This is a genomic window from Streptomyces sp. NPDC059828 (assembly GCF_042731955.1).
In the GTDB taxonomy this organism is placed as follows: domain Bacteria; phylum Actinomycetota; class Actinomycetes; order Streptomycetales; family Streptomycetaceae; genus Streptomyces.
The window spans coordinates 168,277-191,700 of record NZ_JBHWIW010000004.1 but is presented as its reverse complement, the minus strand read 5'-3'; the positions used below and the strand labels follow the sequence as shown (position 1 = coordinate 191,700).

General features: G+C 69.7%; 18 protein-coding genes and 1 riboswitch. Of the genes, 8 read left to right on the top strand and 10 right to left on the bottom strand.

Translation table 11 applies throughout. From position 1 onward, the window contains the following. The first annotated feature begins 87 nt into the window (after positions 1-87). The 3 genes from ACFV6V_RS04175 (at position 88) to ACFV6V_RS04165 (ending at position 3,531) form a co-directional block, all read left to right on the top strand. Positions 88-1,887 (top strand): SDR family oxidoreductase, encoded by a 1,800-nt coding sequence (locus tag ACFV6V_RS04175; RefSeq protein ID WP_385558778.1) that lies wholly within the window; start codon positions 88-90, stop codon positions 1,885-1,887. Positions 1,888-1,889: 2 nt separating this feature from the next. Beyond that, positions 1,890-2,843 carry a MerR family transcriptional regulator gene (locus tag ACFV6V_RS04170; protein ID WP_385558897.1) on the top strand — a complete coding sequence of 318 codons (954 nt, stop codon included), beginning with the start codon at positions 1,890-1,892 and terminating at the stop codon, positions 2,841-2,843. Between the two features lie 145 nt (positions 2,844-2,988). Then, positions 2,989-3,531, top strand: coding sequence for an RNA 2'-phosphotransferase (locus ACFV6V_RS04165; RefSeq protein ID WP_385558894.1), 543 nt, complete (start codon positions 2,989-2,991; stop codon positions 3,529-3,531). Between the two features lie 75 nt (positions 3,532-3,606). Here the strand turns inward: ACFV6V_RS04165 and ACFV6V_RS04160 are convergent, their stop codons facing one another. Continuing rightward, on the bottom strand, positions 3,607-4,509 hold the full coding sequence (locus ACFV6V_RS04160; protein WP_385558775.1) for an LLM class flavin-dependent oxidoreductase: 903 nt from the start codon (positions 4,507-4,509) through the stop codon (positions 3,607-3,609). A 144-nt stretch (positions 4,510-4,653) separates the two neighbouring features. Between ACFV6V_RS04160 and ACFV6V_RS04155 the strand changes: the two genes are divergently transcribed. Beyond that, positions 4,654-5,511, top strand: a complete 858-nt coding sequence (locus tag ACFV6V_RS04155; RefSeq protein WP_385558772.1) for a Cof-type HAD-IIB family hydrolase — start codon at positions 4,654-4,656, stop codon at positions 5,509-5,511. Between the two features lie 81 nt (positions 5,512-5,592). Here ACFV6V_RS04155 and ACFV6V_RS04150 read toward each other — a convergent pair whose 3' ends face one another. The 5 genes from ACFV6V_RS04150 to hisC all read right to left on the bottom strand — a co-directional run bounded on the left by ACFV6V_RS04150 (position 5,593) and on the right by hisC (position 14,175). Further along, on the bottom strand, positions 5,593-6,633 hold the full coding sequence (locus ACFV6V_RS04150) for a peptidoglycan DD-metalloendopeptidase family protein (protein ID WP_385558769.1): 1,041 nt from the start codon (positions 6,631-6,633) through the stop codon (positions 5,593-5,595). Between the two features lie 95 nt (positions 6,634-6,728). Next, positions 6,729-10,316, bottom strand: a complete 3,588-nt coding sequence (gene cydD / locus ACFV6V_RS04145; RefSeq protein WP_385558766.1) for a thiol reductant ABC exporter subunit CydD — start codon at positions 10,314-10,316, stop codon at positions 6,729-6,731. A 42-nt stretch (positions 10,317-10,358) separates the two neighbouring features. Then, positions 10,359-11,360, bottom strand: a complete 1,002-nt coding sequence (gene cydB / locus ACFV6V_RS04140) for a cytochrome d ubiquinol oxidase subunit II (protein ID WP_385558763.1) — start codon at positions 11,358-11,360, stop codon at positions 10,359-10,361. 34 nt (positions 11,361-11,394) lie between these two features. After that, on the bottom strand, positions 11,395-12,966 hold the full coding sequence (locus ACFV6V_RS04135; protein ID WP_385558760.1) for a cytochrome ubiquinol oxidase subunit I: 1,572 nt from the start codon (positions 12,964-12,966) through the stop codon (positions 11,395-11,397). Positions 12,967-13,089: 123 nt separating this feature from the next. Then, positions 13,090-14,175, bottom strand: coding sequence for a histidinol-phosphate transaminase (gene hisC, locus ACFV6V_RS04130; protein WP_385558757.1), 1,086 nt, complete (start codon positions 14,173-14,175; stop codon positions 13,090-13,092). A 387-nt stretch (positions 14,176-14,562) separates the two neighbouring features. Here hisC and ACFV6V_RS04125 point away from each other — a divergent pair, with 387 nt between their 5' ends. The 3 genes from ACFV6V_RS04125 to ACFV6V_RS04115 all read left to right on the top strand — a co-directional run bounded on the left by ACFV6V_RS04125 (position 14,563) and on the right by ACFV6V_RS04115 (position 18,099). Further along, positions 14,563-15,675, top strand: a complete 1,113-nt coding sequence (locus ACFV6V_RS04125) for a LacI family DNA-binding transcriptional regulator (RefSeq protein ID WP_385558754.1) — start codon at positions 14,563-14,565, stop codon at positions 15,673-15,675. A 174-nt stretch (positions 15,676-15,849) separates the two neighbouring features. Beyond that, positions 15,850-17,100 (top strand): metallophosphoesterase, encoded by a 1,251-nt coding sequence (locus ACFV6V_RS04120; protein WP_385558751.1) that lies wholly within the window; start codon positions 15,850-15,852, stop codon positions 17,098-17,100. A 159-nt stretch (positions 17,101-17,259) separates the two neighbouring features. Next, positions 17,260-18,099: a hypothetical protein gene (locus ACFV6V_RS04115; protein WP_385558749.1), complete on the top strand. Its 840-nt coding sequence runs from the start codon at positions 17,260-17,262 to the stop codon at positions 18,097-18,099. 45 nt (positions 18,100-18,144) lie between these two features. On the opposite strand, the gene ACFV6V_RS04110 is transcribed toward ACFV6V_RS04115, so the two are convergent. The 3 genes from ACFV6V_RS04110 to ACFV6V_RS04100 form a co-directional block, all read right to left on the bottom strand. After that, positions 18,145-18,273: a hypothetical protein gene (locus tag ACFV6V_RS04110; protein ID WP_385558746.1), complete on the bottom strand. Its 129-nt coding sequence runs from the start codon at positions 18,271-18,273 to the stop codon at positions 18,145-18,147. 49 nt (positions 18,274-18,322) lie between these two features. Beyond that, positions 18,323-18,763: a DUF5994 family protein gene (locus ACFV6V_RS04105; protein ID WP_385558891.1), complete on the bottom strand. Its 441-nt coding sequence runs from the start codon at positions 18,761-18,763 to the stop codon at positions 18,323-18,325. Between the two features lie 199 nt (positions 18,764-18,962). After that, positions 18,963-19,448 (bottom strand): DUF5994 family protein, encoded by a 486-nt coding sequence (locus ACFV6V_RS04100; RefSeq protein ID WP_385558743.1) that lies wholly within the window; start codon positions 19,446-19,448, stop codon positions 18,963-18,965. A gap of 527 nt (positions 19,449-19,975) precedes the next feature. Between ACFV6V_RS04100 and ACFV6V_RS04095 the strand changes: the two genes are divergently transcribed. Further along, positions 19,976-21,217: a PP2C family protein-serine/threonine phosphatase gene (locus tag ACFV6V_RS04095; RefSeq protein ID WP_385558740.1), complete on the top strand. Its 1,242-nt coding sequence runs from the start codon at positions 19,976-19,978 to the stop codon at positions 21,215-21,217. Between the two features lie 240 nt (positions 21,218-21,457). Here the strand turns inward: ACFV6V_RS04095 and thiC are convergent, their stop codons facing one another. Continuing rightward, positions 21,458-23,257, bottom strand: a complete 1,800-nt coding sequence (gene thiC / locus ACFV6V_RS04090; RefSeq protein ID WP_385558737.1) for a phosphomethylpyrimidine synthase ThiC — start codon at positions 23,255-23,257, stop codon at positions 21,458-21,460. Continuing rightward, positions 23,251-23,363, bottom strand: a riboswitch (TPP riboswitch). (Overlaps the previous gene by 7 nt.) Positions 23,364-23,424 lie beyond the last annotated feature (61 nt).

Sequence of the window (23,424 nt, the reverse complement as noted above, 5' to 3'; positions counted from 1 at the left end):
CGCCGGGCATTGTCACATTCATCACTGTCACATCGCGGACACGCAGCGCATGCGACGCGGGACGGATCGTCGAGGGGCGGTGTGAGCATGAGTCTTGAGGGCGCGCGCGAACGACGGGTACGGACGGGCGGGATCGAGCTGTGCGTCGCCGAGCTGGGTGACGAGACCCGGCCGACGGTGGTGCTGGTGCACGGCTATCCGGACAGCAAGGAGGTGTGGTCCGAGGTCGCGTCCCGGCTGGCCGCGAGCTTCCATGTGGTGCTGTACGACGTCCGGGGGCACGGCCGCTCGACGGCCCCGCTGCCGCTGCGCGGCGGCTTCACCCTGGAGAAGCTGACGGACGACTTCCTGGCGGTCGCGGACGCGGTCAGCCCCGACCGCCCGGTGCACCTGGTCGGGCACGACTGGGGGTCCGTCCAGGGCTGGGAGTTCGTCACGGTCGAGCGGACCAGGGGCCGGGTCGCCTCCTTCACCTCGATGTCCGGACCGTCGCTCGACCACTTCGGGCACTGGATCAAGCAGCGCCTCACCCGGCCGACTCCGCGCCGGGTGGGCCAGGTGCTCGGCCAGGGGGCAAAGTCCTGGTACGTGTACGCGCTGCACACACCCGCGCTGCCCGAGCTGGCGTGGCGCGGCCCGCTCGGCAGGCGGTGGCCGAAGATCCTCCAGCGGATGGAGAAGGTACCCGGCGGGGACTACCCGACGGCGTCACTGCCGTCCGATGCCGCGCACGGCGCCTGGCTCTACCGTGACAACGTGCGCGCCCGGCTGCGCCGCCCCCGCTCGGACGCGTACGCGCATGTACCGGTGCAGCTGATCACCCCGACCGGGGACGCCTACCTGTCCGAGCGGCTCTACGACGACCTCGGGCAGTGGGTGCCCCGGCTGGTGCGGCACACCCTGCCCGCGAAGCACTGGGTGCCCCGCACCCGGCCGGACCAACTGGGCGTCTGGATCACGGACTTCGTCAACGCCCGGGAAGCGGGCACGGATGCCGCACCTCCGACAGCGACCCGGACCCGTTCCCTCTCCCAGGCGAAGCAGCGGCGGCACCGCACATCCGCCGAGCGCTTCGGTGGACAGCTGGTACTGGTGACGGGCGCAGCGAGCGGGATCGGACGAGCCACCGCGCTGGCCTTCGCCGAGGCAGGGGCGAGGGTCGTCGCCGTCGATGTGGATGCCGCAGGAGTCGGCAGGACCGCCGCCAAGGCCCGGCGGCTCGGCTCCCCGGAGGCCTGGGGAGAGTCGGCGGACGTCGGTGACGAGCAGGCGATGGAGAAGCTCGCCGGGAGGGTCGCGGCCGACTACGGCATGGTCGATGTGCTGGTCAACAACGCGGGGATCGGGCTCGCGGGCTCGTTCTTCGACACCACGGACGAGGACTGGCGCAGGATGCTGGACGTCAATCTGTGGGGCGTCATCCACGGCTGCCGGATCTTCGGCAGGCAGATGGTGGAGCGCGGCCAGGGCGGCCATATCGTCAACATCGCCTCGGCCGCAGCATTTCAGCCGTCCCGGACGCTGTCCGCGTATGCCACGTCCAAGGCCGGTGTGCTGATGCTCAGCGAGTGCCTGCGCGCGGAGCTGGCGGGCCAGGACATCGGAGTCTCGGCGATCTGCCCGGGCATCGTGAACACGAACATCACAGCCGCCACGCGCTTTGCCGGGGTGTCGGACGAGGAGCAGCGACGCCGGCGGCAGAAGTCGTCACGGCTGTACGAGCGGCGCAACTACCCCCCGGAGAAGGTCGCGGACGCGGTGCTGCGCGCGGTGGTGCGGAACGAGGCAGTCGTTCCGGTGACCCCGGAGGCCCGCGGGGTCCGCTTCCTGTCCCGCGTCGCTCCCAGGACGCTGCGTGCGATGGCCCGCTGGGAGCCACGGCTGTGAGCATGTCCGGGCAGCAGTCGGCCGGTTACCGGGCCGAGTACCGCATCGAGGACCTGGCGCACCACAGCGGTGCCACGGTCCGGACGATACGCGCCTACCAGGACCGGGGGCTGCTGCCCAAGCCGGAGCGGCGCGGGCGCTCAAATGTGTACGGAGACGCACATCTTGCCCGACTGCGGCAGATAGCCGAGCTCCTCGACCGGGGCTACACGCTGGCGTCGATCAAGGAGTTGCTGGAGGCATGGGACACGGGCCGAGGGCTCAGCGGAGTGCTGGGGCTGGTCGCCGAGGTCCAGGGGCCGTGGACCGACGAGGTCGCCGACCGCATCACCCGCGCCCAACTGGCCGAGAGGTTCCCGGCGGTACCGGGCGATGCGGCCATCGCCGAGGCGCTGGAGCTCGGCGTCCTGGAGCGTATCCCCGACAGGGACGATGAGTTTCTGGTGCCGAGTCCCCAGGAGCTTTCAGTGGCCGTCGAGTTGCACGCGGCGGGTGTGCCCCTTGCGGCGATCGCCGTTCATCTGCGGGAACTTCGCGGCCATATCGAACACATAGCGTCCCGCTTCATGGAGTTCACGACCGAACACGTCTTCGCCCCCAGTCTGGGCCAGCGTCCGCCGACAGACGCGGATGCCGCCGAAGCGGCGGCATTGGTGCGACGGCTGAGACCACTGGCACAACAGACCGTGGACGCCGAACTCGCCCGGGCCATGCACATGTTCGCCACCCGGGAGCTCGATCATCACCTGAGGGCGGACAGCTCGCCGGAGCGCGAAGAGGAGGCGCGCTCGGTGATGCTTCCTGCCGCCACAGTTCATGCCGTGGAGCGGCTCGTTGGGACGGAGAGCACGTCCGTGTTCATCGCCTCTGCGGTCGAACGCGAGCTGCACACTCGGACATTGGAGGCATTGGCTCCAATACGGCACACATCGGGCGATGTTGATCAAACAATATGAACCCAGCCTGGGTTGTCCACAGATACGTCAATTCCCCTTGTGGATAACGGACTTGGCTGTGGAACAAACATGTGGATCGCTATCGTCCGGATGAAATCCCATGGCGGCGGATCGACTGCCCGGGCACGCTGACGGGATGGACGAGATGGACGAAAGACGCACCGTGAAGGTGTCGAAGTACCTCGCGAAGCATCTGCGGCACCAGCCCGAGCGGATCGGCATCACCCTCGACGCGAACGGCTGGGTCGCGATCGACGAGCTGATCCGCGCAGCCGCCGCACACGGCTTCACCTTCACCCGGGACGAGCTGGACCATGTCGTCGCCGTCAACGACAAGCGGCGCTACACGATCGACGGCGACCGGATCAGGGCCAGCCAGGGCCACACCGTCCAGGTCGACCTGGAACTACCGGCCGCCGAACCGCCCCCGTACCTCTACCACGGCACCGTGGCCCGCCATCTGACCGCGATCCGCACCGAGGGCCTGCGCCCCATGGCGCGCCACCATGTGCACCTGTCACCCGACCGCGAGACCGCCACCCGGGTCGGCGCACGCCGTGGCCGCCCGGTCGTCCTCAGCGTGGACGCGGGCGCCATGCACCGGGCCGGTCATGTGTTCCACGTCAGCGCCAACGGCGTCTGGCTCGCGGATGCGGTGCCACCGGAATTCCTGCGCTTCCCCGGCTGACCGGCGCTGGCCGGGCCCACCGGCCACGGCGAGGCCCACCGGCCACGGCGAGGCCCGCGGCCCGCGGCCCGCGGCTCAGCCGAGCTGGGCGGCTGCCTCGGTGGCGATCTTCTCGAAGACGGCCTGATCCGCGGCGAAGTCCGAATCAGGAATGGGCCAGTGGATCACGATCTCGGTGAAGCCCAGCTCCTGGTGGCGCCCGGCGAAGTCCACGAAGGCGTCCAGGGACTCCAGGGGACGGCCCCGGTCCGGGGTGAAGCCGGTGAGCAGGATCCTGTCGAGCTCGGCCACGTCCCGCCCGATGCCGTCGCAGGCCTCGGCGAGCTTCTGCGCCTGGCCGCGGATCGCCGCCACCGACTGCTCCGGGGTGCCCTCCTCGTACAGCTTCGGGTCGCCCGTCGTCACCCACGCCTGCCCGTACCGGGCGGCCAGCTTCAAACCGCGCGGGCCGGTGGCCGCCACGGCGAAGGGGAGCCGGGGGCGCTGGACGCAGCCGGGGATGTTGCGGGCCTCGACGGCGGCGTAGTGGGTGCCCTGCGCGCTGACGGCGTCCTCGGTGAGCAGCCGGTCGAGCAGCGGCACGAACTCGGCGAACCGGTCCGCCCGCTCCTTCGGCGTCCACGACTCCTGCCCCAGCGCCGTGGCGTCGAAGCCGTTGCCGCCCGCCCCGATGCCGAGAGTGATCCGGCCGTCCGAGATGTCGTCCAGGGAGATCAGTTCCTTGGCGAGCGTGACCGGGTGCCGGAAGTTGGGCGAGGTCACGAGCGTGCCCAGGCGCAGCCGGTCGGTGGCCGTCGCGGCAGCGGTGAGCGTGGGCAGAGCGCCGAACCACGGTCCGTCCCGGAAGCTGCGCCAGGACAGGTGGTCGTAGGTGTAGGCGGCGTGGAAACCGAGCTCCTCCGCCCGCTGCCACTTCCCGCGGGCCCCCTCACGCCAGCGGTCGACGGGGAGGATCACGGTGCTCAGGCGCAGGCTCATGGACCCGAGCCTACGTCGCCCCCGCACATGCCCGTACACCCGCCCGAGAGCCCATGGCCAGGTCGAACACGCTGCGTCCCGATGTGCCTACTCATATGTGCACCCTCCCGCACGCACGTGCGGCGAGTGCGGGAGAATGCCTGCGTGACCTCAGCTAACGATCCCCTGCCGCTGCCCCCCGCTGTCCGGCTGATCGCCACCGACCTCGACGGCACCCTGCTGCGGGACGACAAGTCCGTTTCGGACCGCACCGTCGCCGCGCTCGCCGCCGCCGAGGAGGCGGGGATCGAGGTCTTCTTCGTCACCGGCCGGCCGGCCCGGTGGATGGGTGTGGTCAGCGACCATGTCCATGGTCACGGCCTGGCGATCTGCGCCAACGGCGCCGCGGTCGTCGATCTGCACGCGGGCAAGCTGGTCCAGGCACGGCCGCTGGAGCGGAAGACCGCGCTCGACGTGGTCAGGACGCTCCGTGACGCTGCCCCCGGCACCACCTTCGCGGTCGAGCTGAGCACCGGGATCCACTACGAGCCGGACTACCCGCCTTTCCACCTCGACCCCGGCGCCACCACCGCCACCGCCGAGAAGCTGCTCGGCGCCGAAAGTCCGGACTCCGCCGCCCCCGTGCTCAAACTGCTGGCCCAGCATCCCGAGCTGACCCCGGACGGTTTCCTCGCCCTGGCGAGGACCGCCGCAGGGGAGCTCGCCTCCTTCACCCGCTCCAGCCCCACCGCCCTCCTGGAGATCAGCGGCAAGGGCGTCTCCAAGGCGTCCACACTCGCGCTCTGCTGCGCCGAGCGCGGAATCTCGTCGGACCAGGTCGTGGCCTTCGGGGACATGCCCAACGATGTGGAGATGCTGTCCTGGGCGGGCTGCTCGTACGCGATGGGCAACGCCCACCCCGAGGTCGTGGCCGCCGCCTCCGGGCGCACCGTCGCCAACAACGAGGACGGGGTCGCGGTCGTCATCGAGGAGATCCTCGCCTCGATGAAGGCCGTCTCGTAGTCCCCGTGGCCATGAGGCCGTACCGGCACGGTCCGCGGCCGGCGTCGCGGGCCCGACGGGATCGCCCGGACAGGGCCTCACTCAGACGAACACGCCGCGGTCCGCCAGCCAGCCCACCGGGTCGATCCCCGAACCCAGATAAGGCGTCACCCGCGTCTCGAAGTGCAGATGCGGCCCGGTCGAGTTCCCGGTGGTCCCCGACTGGGCGATCCACTGCCCGGCGCGCACCCACTCCCCCTGGTCGACGGTGACCGCGGCGAGATGCGCGTACTGCGTGTACCAGCCGTCCTCGTGCTGGATGACGACCTCGATCCCGAAGCCCCCGCCGCAGGACACCGAGACCACCCGGCCGTCGCCGACGGCCCGCACCGGCGTGCCGATACCGACGGCGAAGTCCTGGCCGGTGTGGCGCTTCGCCCAGCGTTCGCCCGCCTTGTCGAAACCGGCCGAGAGCGTGTAGTTCTGCACCGGCGCCACCCACTGGGGGCCATCCGGCGGCTCCGGTTGGTCCAGGCGCACCGCTCCCGCGCACTGGCCGGCGGCGGCGCTGCGGTTGGCCTTGTCCTGGAGCATCCACTGCGCCGCCTGGAGTTTGGTCTCGATCCCCTTCTTGATCTCGGCCAGCCGCGCGGCCTGCGCCTCGAGTTCGAGCAGCGCTTCCTGCGCCTTCTGCTCGGCTTCGGCGCTGCGGTGCTCGGCCTGCTTGGCATCGTCCAGCAGCCGGTTCACGGTCAGCTGCATCCGCCAGGCCAACTGCCATCCGCGGACCATCTCGTCGGGGTCGTCGGCGAGCAGCAGTTTCGCCGCGACGGCGAGGGATCCGCCGCTTCGGTACTGGGCGCGGGCGACCGCCCCGATCCGGCCGTGGAGCCGCCCGAGTTCACGGCGCGCCTGCCACAACCGCTCCTCGAGCTCCTCGGTGTGAGCCCGCTCGGCATCCGCGGCGCGCCTGCCCTGCTCGTACGACGCGGCGGCCTCTGACGCTTCCTCATACAGCCGCGCCACCTGGGCGCTGACGGTGGGGCCGTCGCTGGCGGCGGCCGGCGGCGCGGGAAGGAGGAGCACCAGGCAGGCCAGCGCCACGAGCAGCATCCGGCAACGGTCGTGGTGGTGGTGGCCCATTCACGGATCGTCACACCACACTTGTCTGATGTGCGGCATTTCCTCGGTGTCGTACCACCAACCGGCCCATTCAGCGGTGTGCCGGGTCAAGCCGCTCAGCGGTGCGGAACGCCCACCGGCTCGGCGGCGTGCTCGCGTTCCAGCATGCGCCGCAGCGGCCCGTCCACCGTGGCCAGTTCGGCGTACGGCCCGCGTTGCACGGTCCTGCCCTCGTCCAGCACCAGGACCTCGTCGACAGCCTCGAGACCGCGGAGCCGATGGGTGATCAGCACAGTGGTGCGCCCCTGTGTCGCCGCCAGCAGATCGGCCGTGAGAGCGTCCGCCGTCGCCAGGTCCAGATGCTCGGCCGGTTCGTCGAGGAGCAGTACGGGGAAGTCGGCGAGCAGCGCACGGGCGAGGGCGAGGCGCTGCCGCTGACCGCCCGAGAGCCGGGCACCGTGCTCGCCCACCAGGGTGTCCAGTCCGTCGGGCAGGCCGTCCACCCACTCCAGGAGCCGCGCCCCGGCGAGTGCCGTGCGCAGTCCGGCCTCGGACGCGTCGGTGCGGGCGAGTCGGAGGTTCTCCCGGATGGAGCTGTCGAAGATATGGGCGTCCTGCGCGCAGAGTCCGACGAAACGACGGATCGTGTCCCCGTCCAGTCGGGTCGCATCCGTCCCGCCAAGGGTGTAGCTGCCCTCTCTCGCGTCGAGGAAGCGCAGCAGCACCTGGGCGAGTGTCGTCTTGCCCGAGCCGGATGTGCCGACGACGGCGACCCGCCTGCCCTCGGTGAGGCTCAGCTCGAAACCGCTGAGGGCGTCACCCTCCTGACCCGCGTGGCGGGCCGCGAGCCCGCGGACATTCAGCGGGAAGACGGAGGCGGGCGCAGGCGCCGCGTTCTCGGGCTCATGCACGGGCACCGGTGCATCGAGCACTTCGAAGACCCGCTCGGCGCTCCGCGTCACCCGCTGGCGGTACCGCACGGCGAGCGGCAGACCGGTGACCGCCTCGAATGCGGCGAGCGGGGTCAGCACGACCACGGCGAGCTCCACGCCCTCGATGCGACCCGAGTGCACGGCCATCACGCCCGCATACGCCGCGAGCACCACGGTCAGCCCGCTGGCCAGGGCGGAGAGCGCGCCGCCGAGTGCTCCCGCTGACGCGGTGCGCGAGGCGATCCGGGTAAGCCGGGCATCGGCCTCGCGTACCGCGTCCACCCTGCTGCCGAGTGCTCCGGCCACGCTCAGCTCGGCGGTACCGCGGAGCAGATCCACGATCCGGGTCGCGAGAACACCGCGCGCCGGGGCCATGGCGTGTTCGGCCCGCCGCGCCCACGCACCGCTGACCACCGGCACCGCGACTCCGGCGACCAGAAGCCCTCCGGCCAGTACGGCACCGGCCTCGGGCAGCAGCCAGGCCGTGAAACCAGTTGATACGGCGCCCACGATGACGGCCGCCCCCACCGGCAGCAGCCAGCGCAGCCAGTAGTCCTGGAGCGCGTCCACATCGGCGACGAGCCGGGACAGCACATCACCACGCCGGGTGTCGCGCAGCCCGGCCGGGCTGATGCGCTCGAGTCGCCGGTACACGGTGACCCTCAGCTCGGCGAGCATCGACAGCACGGCGTCATGGGACACCAGCCGCTCGGCGTACCGGAACACGGCGCGACCGATCCCGAAGGCACGCGTCGCCGTCACCGCCACCATCAGATAGAGCACCGGCGGCTGTTCGGACGCCCTGGAGATCAGCCATCCGGACACCGCCATCAGGCCCACGGCGGACCCGAGCGCCAGGCTCCCGAGCAATAGCGCCAGTACGAGCCGCCCGCGCAGCCCTCCGGCCATCGCACGCACCCTCCCCAGCACGCCGCCCGGGGTCCCCGCGGACAGCCCGGGGCCCGCCTCGGCCAGTGATCCAGATGCGCCCGAGTCCGATGAGCCCGAACCCGACGAGCCGTCAGACGGCATCGAGGCGCCAGTTTTCGAGTCCGCCACCAGGCCGTGCGTCCCCTGGCCGACGCGCGCACCAACGCCTCCCGTCGGCCGGCCCGGACGCAGCTCCACCACCCGGTCGGCCACCGCCAGCAGGGCGGGACGGTGCACGACCAGCAGCACGGTCCGCCCCTGCGCCAGCCGCCTCACCGCCTCCACGACGCCCGCCTCGGTCTCACCGTCCAGCGCGGCGGTCGGTTCGTCGAGCAGCAGCAACGGCCGGTCGGCCAGGAAAGCCCGAGCCAGCGCGAGCCGCTGCCGCTGCCCCGCCGACAAGCCCGCCCCGTCCTCACCGAGCACGCTCTCCACACCGCCCGGCCGCTGGGCCACGAAGTCCTCGGCCCCGGCGTCCCGCAGCGCTGTGGCGACCTCCGCGTCGGTCGCGTCCGGCCGGGAGAGCCGTACGTTCTCCGCGATGGTTCCGGCGAAGAGATACGGCCGCTGTGGCACCCAGGCGATGCGCTCCCGCCATGCGTCGAGGTCGACTTCGGCCAGGTCCACCGCCGCGGCATCAGCGGCACTGATCCGTACCGCGCCCTCGTCCGGGCGGACGAACCCCAGCACCACATCCAGCAGGGTCGACTTGCCTGCCCCACTCGGGCCGACCAGGGCGACGGTCTCACCGTCCCGTACGGTCAGCGAGGCACTCTCCAGCGCGGGTGCCGGGCGGCCCTCGTACCGCACGGTCACCGAGTCCAGCTCCAGCCGGATCCCGCCCGGGCCCGGTACCGCACCCGTGCCATTCACAAGGGCGGGGACTTCCAGCACGTCGAAGATCTCCTCCGCCGCCGACAGCCCCTCCGCCACCGCGTGGTACTGGGCGCCGACCTGCCGGATGGGCAGATACGCCTCGGGCGCGAGGATCAGCACCACCAGACCGGTGTAGAGGTCGAGGTCGCCGTGGACGAGCCGCATACCGATACCCACGGCCACCAGCGCCACCGACAGCGTCGACAGCAGCTCCAGCGCGAACGACGACAGGAACGCGATACGCAGCGTTCGCAGCGTCGCCCGCCGGTACTCGCCCGTGATCGTCCGGATCGACTCGGCCTGCGCCTTCGCCCGCCCGAACACCTTCAGCGTCGGCAGCCCCGCAACCACATCCAGGAAGTGCCCGGACAGCCGGGACAGCAGCGCCCACTGACGCGTCATTCGCGACTCGGTGGCCCAGCCGATCAGCACCATGAAGACCGGGATCAGCGGCAGCGTCCCCACGATGATCGCCGCCGACACCCAGTCCTCGGTGACGATCCGCGCCAGCACCGCCACGGGCACCACCACCGCGAGACCCAGTTGCGGCAGATAGCGCGCGAAGTAGTCATCGAGGGCGTCGACTCCGCGCGTGGCGAGGGCGACAAGCGAGCCCGTGCGCTGCCGGCTCAGCCAGCCCGGGCCCAGCCCTGCCGCCCGCTCGAGCAGCCGCATCCGCAGTTCGCTCTTGACCGCCGCACTCGCCCGGTGCGCCGCCAGTTCCGTCAGCCAGCTCACCAGCGCCCGCCCGACCGCGACTGCGGCCAGCAGGGCCAGCTGCGTCCCCAGCCCGGAGACGGCCAGCTCCTTCTGGAACGCCCCGACGACCACTTCGGCGATGAGCATCGCCTGGGCCACGACCAGCGCCGCTCCGATCGCGCCGAGCACCACCACCGCCACCATGAAGCGGCGGGTGGCGTGTGCGTACCGGAGCAGACGCGGGTCGACGGGTTTCACGTGAAACATCCCTCGCTTGTGGTGAGCTGAGCCGGTGCGGACCAGTGCACGTCAGTGCGGATCTGCGATGTGCTGCGTGCCGATCCGCTTCCGGAACACCCAGTACGTCCAGCCCTGGTAGAGCATCACCAGCGGGGTGGCGATCGCCGCACACCACGTCATGATCTTCAGGGTGTAGGGGCTCGACGAGGCATTGGTCACCGTCAGGCTCCATGCCTCGTTGAGCGATGACGGCATCACGTTCGGGAAGAGCGTCAGGAACAGCATCGCCACCGCGGCCATGATGGTGACGCCCGACAGCGCGAACGACCATCCCTCACGGCCCATCCGGATCGCCCCGACCGCCCCGAGCAACGCGAGCACGGCCACGATCATCGCGACCAGGCTGGCGCCGTCGCCCTTCTCCGCCTGCGTCCAGCTCAGGAACCCGAGGGCCAGGACCGCCGTGACCACCCCGAGCTTGCGCGCAAGACCCCGCGCCCGCCCCCGGATGTCCCCCACGGTCTTGAGCGCGGCGAACACCGCTCCGTGGAAGGTGAACAGGGACAGCGTGACCAGACCGCCGAGCAGCGCATACGGGTTCAGCAGATCGCCGAGGGTGCCGACGTACTCCATCTCCGCGTCGATCTTCACTCCGCGCACGATGTTGCCGAAGGCCACGCCCCACAGCACGGCAGGCACCAGCGAGGTCCAGAAGATGGCGTGCTCCCAGTTGCGCTGCCAGCGCTCCTCGGGTCGCTTCACCCGGTACTCGAAGGCGACACCCCGCACGATCAGGGACACCAGGATGACCAGCAGCGGCAGATAGAAGCCCGAGAAGAGTGTGGCGTACCAGTCGGGGAAAGCGGCGAACGTGGCGCCGCCGGCCGCCAGCAGCCACACCTCGTTTCCGTCCCAGACGGGTCCGATCGTGTTGATGAGGACACGCTTCTCGGCCCGGTCCCGGGCGAGCAGCTTCGTCAGGATGCCGACCCCGAAGTCAAAGCCCTCGAGGAAGAAGTAGCCGGTCCACAGCACGGCGATGACGACGAACCAGACGTCGTGGAGTTCCATACCTCAGCTCCCAGTTCCAGTCTCAGTCGCGGGCTCAGTACGAGAAGGCCATCGGCCGGTCGGGGTCGCGGTCATGGCCGCCGATCTTGGTGGGGGGATTGAGGTCCGCCTCGGTGAGCTCGGGAGGCCCTGCCTTGACGTACTTCACCAGCAGCCTGACCTCGATCACGGCCAGCACCGCGTACAGCGCCGTGAAGACGATCATCGAGGTGAGCACCTCGGCCTGGGAGACACCGGGAGAGACCGCGTCACTGGTGCGCAGCACGCCGTACACCACCCAGGGCTGGCGGCCCATCTCCGTGAAGATCCATCCCCAGGAGTTGGCGATCAGCGGGAAGCCGAGGGTCCAGACCGCCGCGAGCCAGTAGAGCCCGCTGAGCTTCGCGCCGAGCGGCTTCCTGAAGAGCACCAGATGCGGCACCTCGTCGTCACCCACCCTCAGCGCGGCCGGGAGCAGGAACTTCTTGCGGGTCAGCCAGAGTCCGGCGAGGCCGAGGGTGAGCGAGGCCATGCCGAAGCCGATCATCCAGCGGAATCCCCAGTAGGTGACGGGGATGTTGGGCCGGTAGTCGCCGGGTCCGTACTTCTCCTGCTCGGCCTTGTTGGTGTCGTTGATCCCCGGTACGTACGAGGTGAAGTCGTCGTTGGCCAGGAAGGACAGCAGGCCGGGGATCTCGATCGCGACCTTGTTGTGGCCCTTGTCCACATCGCCGTACGCAAACACGGAGAAGGGCGCCGGCTGCTCCCCGTCCCACAGCGCTTCCGCCGCGGCCATCTTCATCGGCTGCTGCTTGAACATGACCTTGCCGAGAAAGTCGCCGCTGAGCGCGGTGAGCAGCCCCGCGATGACGACGGTGATCAGCCCCAGCCGCAGCGAGGTCTTCATCACCGGAATGTGCTTCCTGCGCCTCAGATGGAAGGCGGCGATGCCGACCATGAACGCGCCGCCGGTCAGAAAGGCCGCGGCGAGGGTGTGGAAGGCCTGGGAGAGTGCGGTGTTCTGCGTGAGCACCAGCCAGAAGTCGGTGAGCTCCGCTCTCCCGTTCTCCTTGTTGATCCGGTAGCCGACGGGGTGCTGCATCCAGGAGTTGGCCGCCAGGATGAAGTACGCCGAGAGGACGGTGCCGATCGAGACCATCCATATGCAGGCGAGATGGATCTTCTTGGGGAGCTTGTCCCATCCGAAGATCCACAGACCGATGAAGGTCGACTCGAAGAAGAAGGCGATCAGCGCCTCGAAGGCGAGGGGGGCGCCGAACACATCGCCGACGAAGCGCGAGTAGTCGGACCAGTTCATGCCGAACTGGAACTCCTGCACGATGCCGGTGACCACACCCATGGCGATGTTGATCAGGAAGAGCTTGCCCCAGAACTTGGTCGCCTTGAGGTACTTCTCCTTCTCCGTCCGCACCCAGGCGGTCTGGAGGCCTGCCGTCAGGGCGGCCAGGGAGATCGTCAGAGGGACGAAGAGGAAGTGATAGACGGTGGTGATGCCGAACTGCCAGCGCGCCAGAGTCTCCGGCGCCAGAGCCAGGGCTGAGTCCACATCGTCCTCCTTGCGGGCGAGCTTGTGAACGCGTTCACATTCACAAGCATTATGCCCCATCCCAAAACCGCACTGGTGGGCGGGGGCCCACCCCTGTGAGCGACATGGAGTGAGCCCCCGCGAGCAGGCGCTCACGGGGGCTCACCAGGGCTTCCCGCGTTTCAGCCGCGGGGCTCCACCTGGCTACATCTCCTTGCGGAAGGCCTCCGCCGTGTGCAGGAACACATCGTTCGCCTCGCACTCGCCGATGGTGACGCGCACGCCCTCCCCCGGGAACGGCCGCACGATGACACCGGCCCGCTCGCACGCCGCCGCGAAGTCGACCGTGCGCTCGCCGAGCCGCAGCCAGACGAAGTTCGCCTGGGTCGCCGGCACGGTCCAGCCCTGCTTCACCAGGCCCTCGTACACGCGGCTGCGCTCGGTGACCAGCGAGCCGACCCGCCCCAGCAGCTCGTCCTCGGCCTGCAGCGACGCGACCGCGGCGTCCTGCGCGAGCTGGCTCACCCCGAAGGGCACCGCCGTCTTGCGCAGGGCCGCCGCGACCGGCTCGTGCGCGACGGCGAATCCGACCCGCAGACCCGCCAGTCCGTAGGCCTTGGAGAAGGTGCGCAGCACGGCGACGTTGGGCCGGTTCCGGTAGAGCTCCAGCCCGTCGGGCACCTCCGTGTCCCGGATGAACTCGCGGTACGCCTCGTCCAGCACCACCAGCACATCGGACGGCACCCGGTCCAGGAACCGCTCCAGCTCCTCACGGTGCACCACCGTGCCGGTGGGGTTGTTCGGGTTGCAGACGAAGATCAGCCGCGTCCGGTCGGTCACCGCCTCCGCCATGGCGTCCAGATCGTGCACATCACCCGGGGTGAGCGGCACCTGGACCGGCGTGGCACCGCTGACCCGCGTGATGATCGGGTACGCCTCGAAGGAGCGCCACGCGTAGATGACCTCGTCACCAGGGCCCGAGGTGGCCTGGATCAGCTGCTGGGCGACCCCGACCGAGCCGGTGCCGGTCGCCAGGTGCGACAGCGGGACCCCGAAGCGGTCCGAGAGCTCGTTCATCAGACCGGTGCAGGCCATGTCCGGGTAGCGGTTGAAGTCCGCCGCCGCGGCGACCGCCGACTCCATCACCCCGGGCAGGGGCGGATACGGGTTCTCGTTGGAGGACAGCTTGAAGGCGGTAGGCCCGTCAGCACCTGCCGCTGCGGGCTTTCCCGGCTTGTAGGTGGGGATGCCGTCCAGCTCGGCGCGCAGCTTGGGGCTTGTCTCGCTCACCGCAGGTCCTCCTCGACCGTCGTACACACAATCACTCACCAATACTGCTCACCATATGAGGATTCCCGGCCCCTGCGAATGGGGGAATGCCGTTCCCCTGGAACAGGGGGAGCCCCACGAGGAGCAGAGGGGGCGCTTTTCCAAGACCGCGCGCCGGTGGCTCACTCCGTGGCGCGCATCACCCGTAGTAGTGAGTTGAGACCTCTTCGCAACATCGCGCCATCGACAGGCCTATCCCCATCGACAGCCACAAGACCACCGCGACAGCCCCCAACTGCCTTTATTTCCAAGGCCATTGACCCATGAGTGCCATGCAGAAACGTGCCTGTCAACAGGTGCATATGCGACCGGACCAACCGCTCGTCATCGCCCTACTATCGGCTCGCCATGACAGCAGCAGGGAAGCACCAGGTGAGCCGGACAGAGACAGCGCGCCGGGGCCGCCGGCAAGGTCGGGCGGGCATCCGGGACGTGGCCGCCGCGGCGGGTGTCTCCATCACGACGGTCTCCGACGCGCTCAACGGCAAGGGCAGACTCCCGGACGCCACCCGCCGCCACGTCCGCGAGGTCGCCGACCGGTTGGGCTATCGCCCGTCGGCCGCCGCTCGGACCCTTCGTACCGGCAAGTCGGGCCTCATCGGCCTGACCGTGACCACCTACGGGGATGAACCTTTCACCTTCACCGAGTTCGCGTACTTCGCCGAGATGGCGCGGGCCGCGACCTCCGCGGCGCTGGCCCGTGGCTACGCCCTGGTCATCCTCCCGGCGACCTCGCGCCATGACGTCTGGTCCAACGTCGCCCTCGACGGCACCGTGGTGATCGACCCCTCCGACCACGACCCCGTGGTCACCGAGCTGGTCCGCCAGGGCCTGCCCGTGGTCTCCGACGGCCGCCCGGCGGGCACCCTGCCCGTCACCGCCTGGGTCGACAACGACCACGAAGCGGCCGTACTCGATCTGCTGGACCACCTCGCGGCGGCCGGGGCGCGCCGGATCGGCCTGCTCACCGGCACCAGCACGGACACCTACACCCGGCTGTCCACCACCGCCTACCTCGGCTGGTGCGAGCGGGTCGGCCAGGAACCGGTCTACGAGGCCTACCCGGCACACGACCCCTGTGCGGGCGCCGTCGCCGCCGACCGGCTGCTCGCCCGCCCCGACCGCCCCGACGCGGTGTACGGACTCTTCGACCCCAACGGCACCGACCTGCTGGCCGCCGCCCGGCGCTACGGACTGCGCGTTCCCGACGACCTGCTGCTGGTCTGCTGCAGCGAGTCGGCGGTGTACGCCAGCACCGAACCGCCCATCACCACCCTCTCGCTCAAGCCGCGGCGCATCGGCACCGCCGTCGTCCAACTGCTCATCGACGCCATCGAGGGTGTCGGCGGCGGGGGGCCGATCGAGCAGGTGATACCGACAGAGCTGATCGTCCGCACCTCGTCGCAGCGGCGCTCCCCCCGGACCACGGTGAGCCCGCCACGCTCACCCGCACAGGACTGAGAGCTCCCAAATCGGGGTGAACCAGTCAGCGAACCCGGGGTGTACCCGGATTCAGCACCCCTGGTGCATCACACAACACGGGCCGCATTCCTATGATGGGCGCACGACACCGCGGAGCTCCCCGACCAGGACGGTCCGACGGTGTACGGCGGCGCGACGGTGGTGGAGGGGTCGATGACTCAGGGGGCCGGTCAGGGACCCGTGGTGCGGACGGATACGGTGCGCGACTTCCGGGTGCCCCCGTACGCGCAGGTCCCGGTGCAGTCTCAGGACCCGCAGACCCCGCCGGCGCCGACCGCGCTGCCCGAGCAGATGCCGGTGACGGATCCGGTGCCCGTGCCCGTGCATCAGGAGCAGGCCCCGGCCCGGCAGACGGTGCCTGCGGACGCCATGAGCGCGCCCGCGCCCGCTGACGACCCCCGTACCGCCGCTCCCGGCGCTCCCCCAGCCGTCCACCCGGGCGACGCGCATCCCGACGAGGAACTGCCGGACGGCTACACCCCGACCGAGCGGGATCTGCCGATCATCGGCCGCCGCGGTGACACCGTGCAGGTGGAGCTCACCCCCGTCGAGACACCACAGCAGGTCACCGACGGGCCCGGCCCCCTCTTCGTCGTCGGCGACGTACACGGCTACCTCGACGAACTCGTCGCCGCCCTCACCGAGAAGGGCCTGATCGACGCCGACGGCAACTGGGCCGCGGGCAACACCAGGCTGTGGTTCCTCGGCGACTTCACCGACCGCGGCCCCGACGGGATCGGCGTCATCGACCTCGTCATGCGGCTCTCCGCGGAGGCCGCGGCGGCGGGCGGTTACTGCAAGGCCCTGATGGGCAACCACGAACTCCTGCTGATCGGCGCCAAGCGCTTCTCCGACACCCCCGTCAACTCCGGTGCCGGAACCGCCACCTTCCAAGCGGCCTGGCTCCTCAACGGGGGCCAGAAGAGCGACATGGACCGGCTCCAGGACGTCCACCTCCAGTGGATGTCCCGGCTGGACGCCGTGGTGGAGGAGGACGGGCACCTGCTGCTGCACTCCGACACGACCGCCTACCTCGACTACGGCACCACCATCGAGGACGTCAACGACACCGTCCACGAGATCCTCAACCGGAACGACGCGGACGAGTGCTGGGACCTGTTCCGCAAGTTCACCAAGCGCTTCTCCTTCCGTGACGAGGACGGCGCGGACGCCGTGCGCGAATTGCTCGGCGCATACGGCGGCAGTCGCGTCGTCCACGGCCACAGCCCCATCCCGTATCTGCTCGGGCAGGTCGGGACCGAGGACGCCGCCGACGGCGAAGAGAGCTCGGACCCGGTCGTCGACGGCCCCCATGTGTATGCGGACGGACTGGCCATCGCGATGGACGGCGGGGTGACCATGGCCGGAAAACTGCTGGTCGTCGAGCTTCCGCTCGCCGACTGAGGCCCTGACCGAGCCGAGACGGTACATGCCATTTCCGGAAACCCCCTGTCACCCCGTGCCGTGACCGCTCTACCATCGGCTTATCCGTAGCAGGCTCTCCTCCGTTTCCGCCCAACCGCCCACCCAAGCGGGCGATCCGGCCCTACGGAGCATCGGGGGATGCAGATGAAAAGCGCTCCGCACCTGCTGTCCGAGGATCGCGCCGCATACGAGCGCATCCTCGACGAAGTGCTGCGCCAGGCACACGACCGCCCGGATCTTTCCGCGGTCGGAGACCGGCTCAACGCCGAACAGCTGCGCACCATGGCGCTCAACGCCACGGCGCTGATCACCAGCGCGGCTGCGGCCGAGTACGACCACTTCGTCAAGGTCCGCGAAGAACTACGCTCACCCACCGCGTCCTCAGCCGCCCGTGGGGCCCCGGAGGACCAGGCGTCCGCCGACCTGTCAGCCCCCGGCTCAGGCGCGGGCCTCGGCGCGGTGCTCACCGTGCTGGCCCCCGTGCTGGCGGGTACCGCCGCGGTGATCCTCCTCTTCGTGGGCTATGTGCTGAAGGCGCTCAAGCCCGAACCCTCCTTCGCACAGACCCTGCTGGCGGCGGGCTGGTTCTTCGGGGCGCTCACCGCGGTCAGCCTGCTCGCGGCGGTGGTCGGGCTGCTGATCACCGCACTGCGCAACAGCGCGACGGAGCTGCCCGCCGACGAGACGAGCGGAGCGATGCCGGAGGAAGTGGCGGAAGTCGCCCGCGCCCGCGAAGCCTGGCGCCACGCACTCCTGGAACGGGGCGTCATCCCGTTCCTCCGCTCGGCGTTGGCCGACCCCGGCCCCGGCCCCTCATCCAGCGCGCCGGGCCCGCTGAACCGCATCCCGAAGGTGGGCTACAGCGGCCCCGACTTCACCAGCCCCAACGAGGGTTCGTCGACCTCGTCCCGCCCCGCGTTCACCAGCCCGGACTTCTCCAGTCCCGACTTCGGGCCCCCGGAGCACCAGCCGGAATAGCGGGCGGAGTGCTGCGGGGGCCATTCCGGCCGCGCCATAGGCGGGTCAGTCGGCCAGCGGCAGGTACACCCTGTTCCCGGACTCCGCGAACTGCTTGGACTTCTCGGCCATACCGGCCTCGATCTCGTCCGCCGTCCCGCCGTGCTCCCGGCGGATGTCCTGGGAGATCTTCATCGAGGACCGCTTCAGCCATGAATCGAGCGGGGCGCGACGCGGCTGTGGGTCAGCCGAGCAGGAGCTCGGCTGCCGGGGTGTGGTTTCCGGTCGCTGAGGCTCCGGTCATCGCCGAGGCGGCTGTGTCCGGTGCGGTGCCGGGCGGAACAACCAGCAACAGGAAGTGGTCCTGGAAACCCCGGGTGACGCTGATCGTCGCATCGCTGCCGGCGAACCAATTGACCCTGACCATCACGCCGTTCACCACCACGGACCGTGGCACACCGTCCCAGGCCGAGGTGTCCAGGCCGATCCGGATGATGCGCCCGAGGTGAGCGCCGAGCGCGGTGATCAGGTCCGGCAGCTCGGCGAGTACGTGGTGGGAGCGGGGCCACCAGGCGCCGTCGAAGACGCCCTCCCTCGACATGGTCGGTTCCAGCACCAGGCGCGGCAGCAGCGGGGCATCGGGCCATGGCCCGGGAGCGGAAGGAATAGGGAGGGGGATCGGCATCATGCGGAGCCGCCCGTCCGGTCCACGAGGGACCCATCGTGACCCAGGGCGACACTGGCGCTGATACCGGTGTACGGAGTGTCCTCGGCTGCCTCCCACGGTACTCTCCCGGGCCGCTCACCCAGGAGGAGTGGACCCGAAGCCATCCAGGGCATCCCGGTGCCTGACGGCTACGCCCTCGTCGCCATCCGGATTCCACCTACCGGGCGATCGGGCGTGTCCGGCCGGTGCCTGTGTCGATGAGGATCTGCTCGGCCGTGGCGTTGTCGGCGCTGACGGCCCGGGCCATCGCTGCGCGTGCCGCGTCGGGAGTCGTATCCGGTGGGATCACCAGCAGGGAGAAGTGGTCTCGATCGCCTCGGGTGATGAGGACGGTGTCGTCCCCGACCGGAAAGGAGTCGATGTGCACGACGCGGTCGTCGATGATCAGCCGCGTCGGTAGGCTTTTCCAGGCACTGGAGTCCAGGCCGACGCGCGTGACGGGTCCGAGGTGCTCGGTCAGCGCGATGATGAGGCTCGGCAGCTCGGCACCGATGTCGCGGGAACGCGGCCACCACGCACCGTCGAGAATTCCCTGACGGGCATGCGTCGTCTCCAGCCGCAGCAGGGCGGTTCCAGGCTTCACGATCTTGTGGATCGCGTCCGGCAGAAGCTTCGCTTCACGCGGGGTGTCGGTGTCGGACATGGTGTGCCCACCCGTCTGTGTTCGGCATGCGCTAGCTGATCGCCTGGGAGGACGTCGGCGCGGCTGCCGGTTTCACCGTACTCCGTGTGCCCACGTCCGGGCTCACCTGCGCGGCGCGGGCCCAGGGCCCGAGTGCGCACCCGCAATGGTCACGCTGGCGCAGCAGGGAATCCGGCTCAGAGGCCGAAGAGGTGGAACGCGGCTGATACGGCGCTGAGCCCGTCCGACCACGGAGTGCAAATTGCCCGAAGGATCTCTTCTGCCGGAAAGGCGGCACAGGCATAGCATGATGATTGGGCCGGTGCACTCTCACGTGCAACCGACCCGGAAGGGCGGCCCCGGTGTGTATACGCCGGGGCCGTTGCGCACGGTCGGCGCGACGGCGGAGAACGAGCGAGTCGCGGCACGTGCGGCGGCCGGCCGGCCACCGAAAAGAATCACACGGCTGCCCTGCGACCCACTCGTCGGAGACAGCCGGCTCGACAGGCGAAGCCGAAAGCAGGCTGGTGACGTGAGAGGGCACGGCTATGGCAGAGGGTGTTCGGCAGCCCGGCACGGACGCGGTGGACCGGTCGGAGGGTTTCGGTGAGCGGCTGCTTGGCGTGCTGCTGGACCGGGCACACGAGATGCCGCCGCAGCTGATCGCCCCGCTGATCGCGGAAGAGGTGGCCCGGGTCGGAGGCCGTGACATCTCGATCCTCCTGCAGGACTACGCACAGCTACTACTGGTGCCGCTGCCGGGCAGAGGGCTGGCCGCCGGCGAGCCCGAGCCGATCGGTGACTCCCATGCCGGCACGGCATTCCTGAACGCGACCCCAGTCGAGGTACCGCAGGCCGACGGCCTACGGGTGTATCTGCCGTTGCTGGACGGCAGCGACCAGGTGGGAGTCCTGGCCCTCACCCTGAAGACCATCGATGACGACGACCGGCGCCTGCTGCGCCGGCTCGCCGGCCTGATCGCCGACATACTGGTCACCAAGCACAGCTACACCGACCAGTTCTTCCTCACCCGGCGCCGCGAACCCATGAGCGTGGCCGCGGAGATCCAGTGGTCTCTGCTACCGCCGCTGGCGATGTCCGTCCCCCAGGTCGCGGTGGCCGGAATCCTGGAACCCGCCTACAACGTCGCCGGCGACAGCTTCGACTACGCGCTCAACGACGACATCCTGCACGTGGCCGTGCTCGATGCGATGGGCCACGGCCTGAACGCCGCCACGATGGCCACCGTCGCCATCGGCGCCTACCGGCACTCCAGACGTGCCGGCATCGGCCTGTCCGAGATCTACGCCTTCATGGACCGGGCCATCGACGAGCAGTTCGGGCCCGAGCACTTCGTCACCGCGCAGATGATGCGCCTGAACGTCGCAACGGGCCACCTGCAGTGGGTCAACGCGGGACATCCCACCCCTCTGCTGATCCGCAACCACCAGGTGCTTCGGCAGTTGGAAAGCCCGACCACCTTCCCGGTCGGCTTCGGGGGTGAGGAGCCCCAGGTGAGCGAGCAGATGCTCCAGCGCGGCGACCGGGTGCTGTGTTTCACCGACGGCCTGATCGAGGAACACGAAGCCGGCGAAGAGGAGTTCGGCGAGGAACAACTCATCCACTGGGTCAACCGCATCGAGCAGACCGAGGAGGGAGTGCGTGCGGTGGTGCGCGCGCTCTCCCATACCTTGAAGGAGGAACGGGGCGGGAGCACCAGTGATGACGCGACCCTCTTCCTGATCGAGTGGCGCGGGGGCGCCGCCGACCACCTCGCCGTCCTGGAGTGAGCCGACAGCCGCCCCATCGTTGGACGGAGCCGAAACGGCCCGGCAGCATCGAACCGGTTCTCAGAGCCGCGCTACCGGATCGTGCGAGGGACGGGCCCGACTCGCCGAACGATTCGGAGCGCGGCACTTTCTTCGTGTCCGGCTTGATCGGACGGTTCATGGACGGTGATCTGGTCACGGTTCGTGAGAGACGACAACGTCCCCCGGAGCGTATGCCGGGGGACGCTGAGACTCAGAGGATCAGTCCGCAATCGGCAGGTAGACGCGGTGGCCCGCCTCCGCGAACTCCTTCGACTTGGCGAGCATGCCCGCTTCAACGTCGTCATCGCCGGTCACAGCGAGATCCGGGGCGAATTGTTCTGTGATGCTTCTGCTGATCTTCATCGAACAGAACTTCGGCCCGCACATCGAGCAGAAGTGCGCGGTCTTCGCCGGCTCTGCGGGCAGCGTCTCGTCGTGGAACTCCCGGGCCGTGTCCGGGTCGAGGGCCAGGTTGAACTGGTCCTCCCAGCGGAACTCGAAGCGGGCGTCGGACAGGGCGTCGTCCCACTCCTGCGCGCCCGGGTGGCCCTTGGCGAGGTCGGCGGCGTGGGCGGCGATCTTGTAGGTGATGACGCCGGTCTTGACGTCGTCCCGGTTGGGGAGGCCCAGGTGCTCCTTGGGGGTGACGTAGCAGAGCATGGCCGTGCCCCACCAGGCGATCATCGCGGCGCCGATGCCCGAGGTGATGTGGTCATAGGCGGGCGCCACGTCCGTCGTCAGCGGACCCAGGGTGTAGAACGGCGCCTCTTCGCAGATCTCCTGCTGGAGGTCGATGTTCTCCTTGATCTTGTGCATCGGGACATGCCCCGGGCCCTCGATCATGGTCTGGACGTTGTGCCGCTTGGCGATCTGGTTGAGCTCACCGAGCGTCCTCAACTCGGCGAACTGCGCCTCGTCGTTGGCGTCCGCGATCGAGCCGGGCCGCAGGCCGTCGCCGAGCGAGTACGTCACGTCGTACGCGGCGAGGATCTCGCAGAGCTCCTCGAAGTTCTCGTACAGGAACGACTCCTTGTGGTGCGCGAGGCACCAGGCCGCCATGATCGAGCCACCGCGCGAGACGATGCCGGTCTTGCGGCGCGCGGTCAGCGGCACGTACCGCAGCAGCACTCCGGCGTGGACCGTCATGTAGTCGACGCCCTGCTCGGCCTGCTCGATGACGGTGTCCTTGTAGATCTCCCAGGTCAGCTCCTCGGCCCTGCCGTCGACCTTCTCCAGCGCCTGGTAGAGCGGCACGGTGCCGATCGGCACGGGGGAGTTGCGCAGCACCCACTCGCGGGTGGTGTGGATGTTACGGCCGGTGGAGAGGTCCATGACCGTGTCCGCGCCCCAGCGGGTCGCCCACGTCATCTTCTCCACCTCCTCCTCGATGGAGGAGGTCACGGCGGAGTTGCCGATGTTGGCGTTGACCTTCACCAGGAACCGCTTGCCGATGATCATCGGCTCGATCTCCGAGTGGTTGACGTTCGCCGGCAGCACGGCACGTCCGGCGGCGATCTCCTCGCGCACGACCTCGGGGGAGACGTTCTCCCGGATCGCCACGTACTCCATCTCCGGCGTGATCTCGCCACGGCGGGCGTAGGCGAGCTGGGTCACCGCCTGTCCGCCGCGGCCACGGCGGGGCTGGCGCGGGCGGCCGGGGAAGACCGCGTCGAGGTTGCGCAGCCCTCCGCGCGGCGAGGTGTGCTTGATCCCGTCGTCCTCGGGGCGGACGGGGCGGCCGGCGTACTCCTCGGTGTCCCCGCGCGCGATGATCCAGTTCTCGCGCAGCGGCGGCAGACCACGCCGGACATCGGTCTCGGTGTGCGGATCGGTGTACGGTCCGGACGTGTCGTACAGGGTCACGTCCTTGCCATTGGTGAGGTGCACCTGACGGACCGGCACGCGGATATCGGACCGCGAGCCCTCGATGTACCCCTTGTGCCAGCCGATGGACCTCCCGCCCCCGTTTTCGCCCTCGTTCGGGCCGGAGGCGGGCATGCGTGTGTCCTGAACGGTCATCGTGACCTACTCCCTACGCCGGCATTACCCGGTAACAGGTTCGGCGGTCGGCGCAGCTGCTCAGCGCCCTCTCAGCCCGGTGCTCCGAGCTCCCGCGTGTGCAAAGGTGTCACCACGCTAGCGCCCCGTCTGGCGTGCTGAACAGTGGGCCCCCTCCCCGGTTGGGA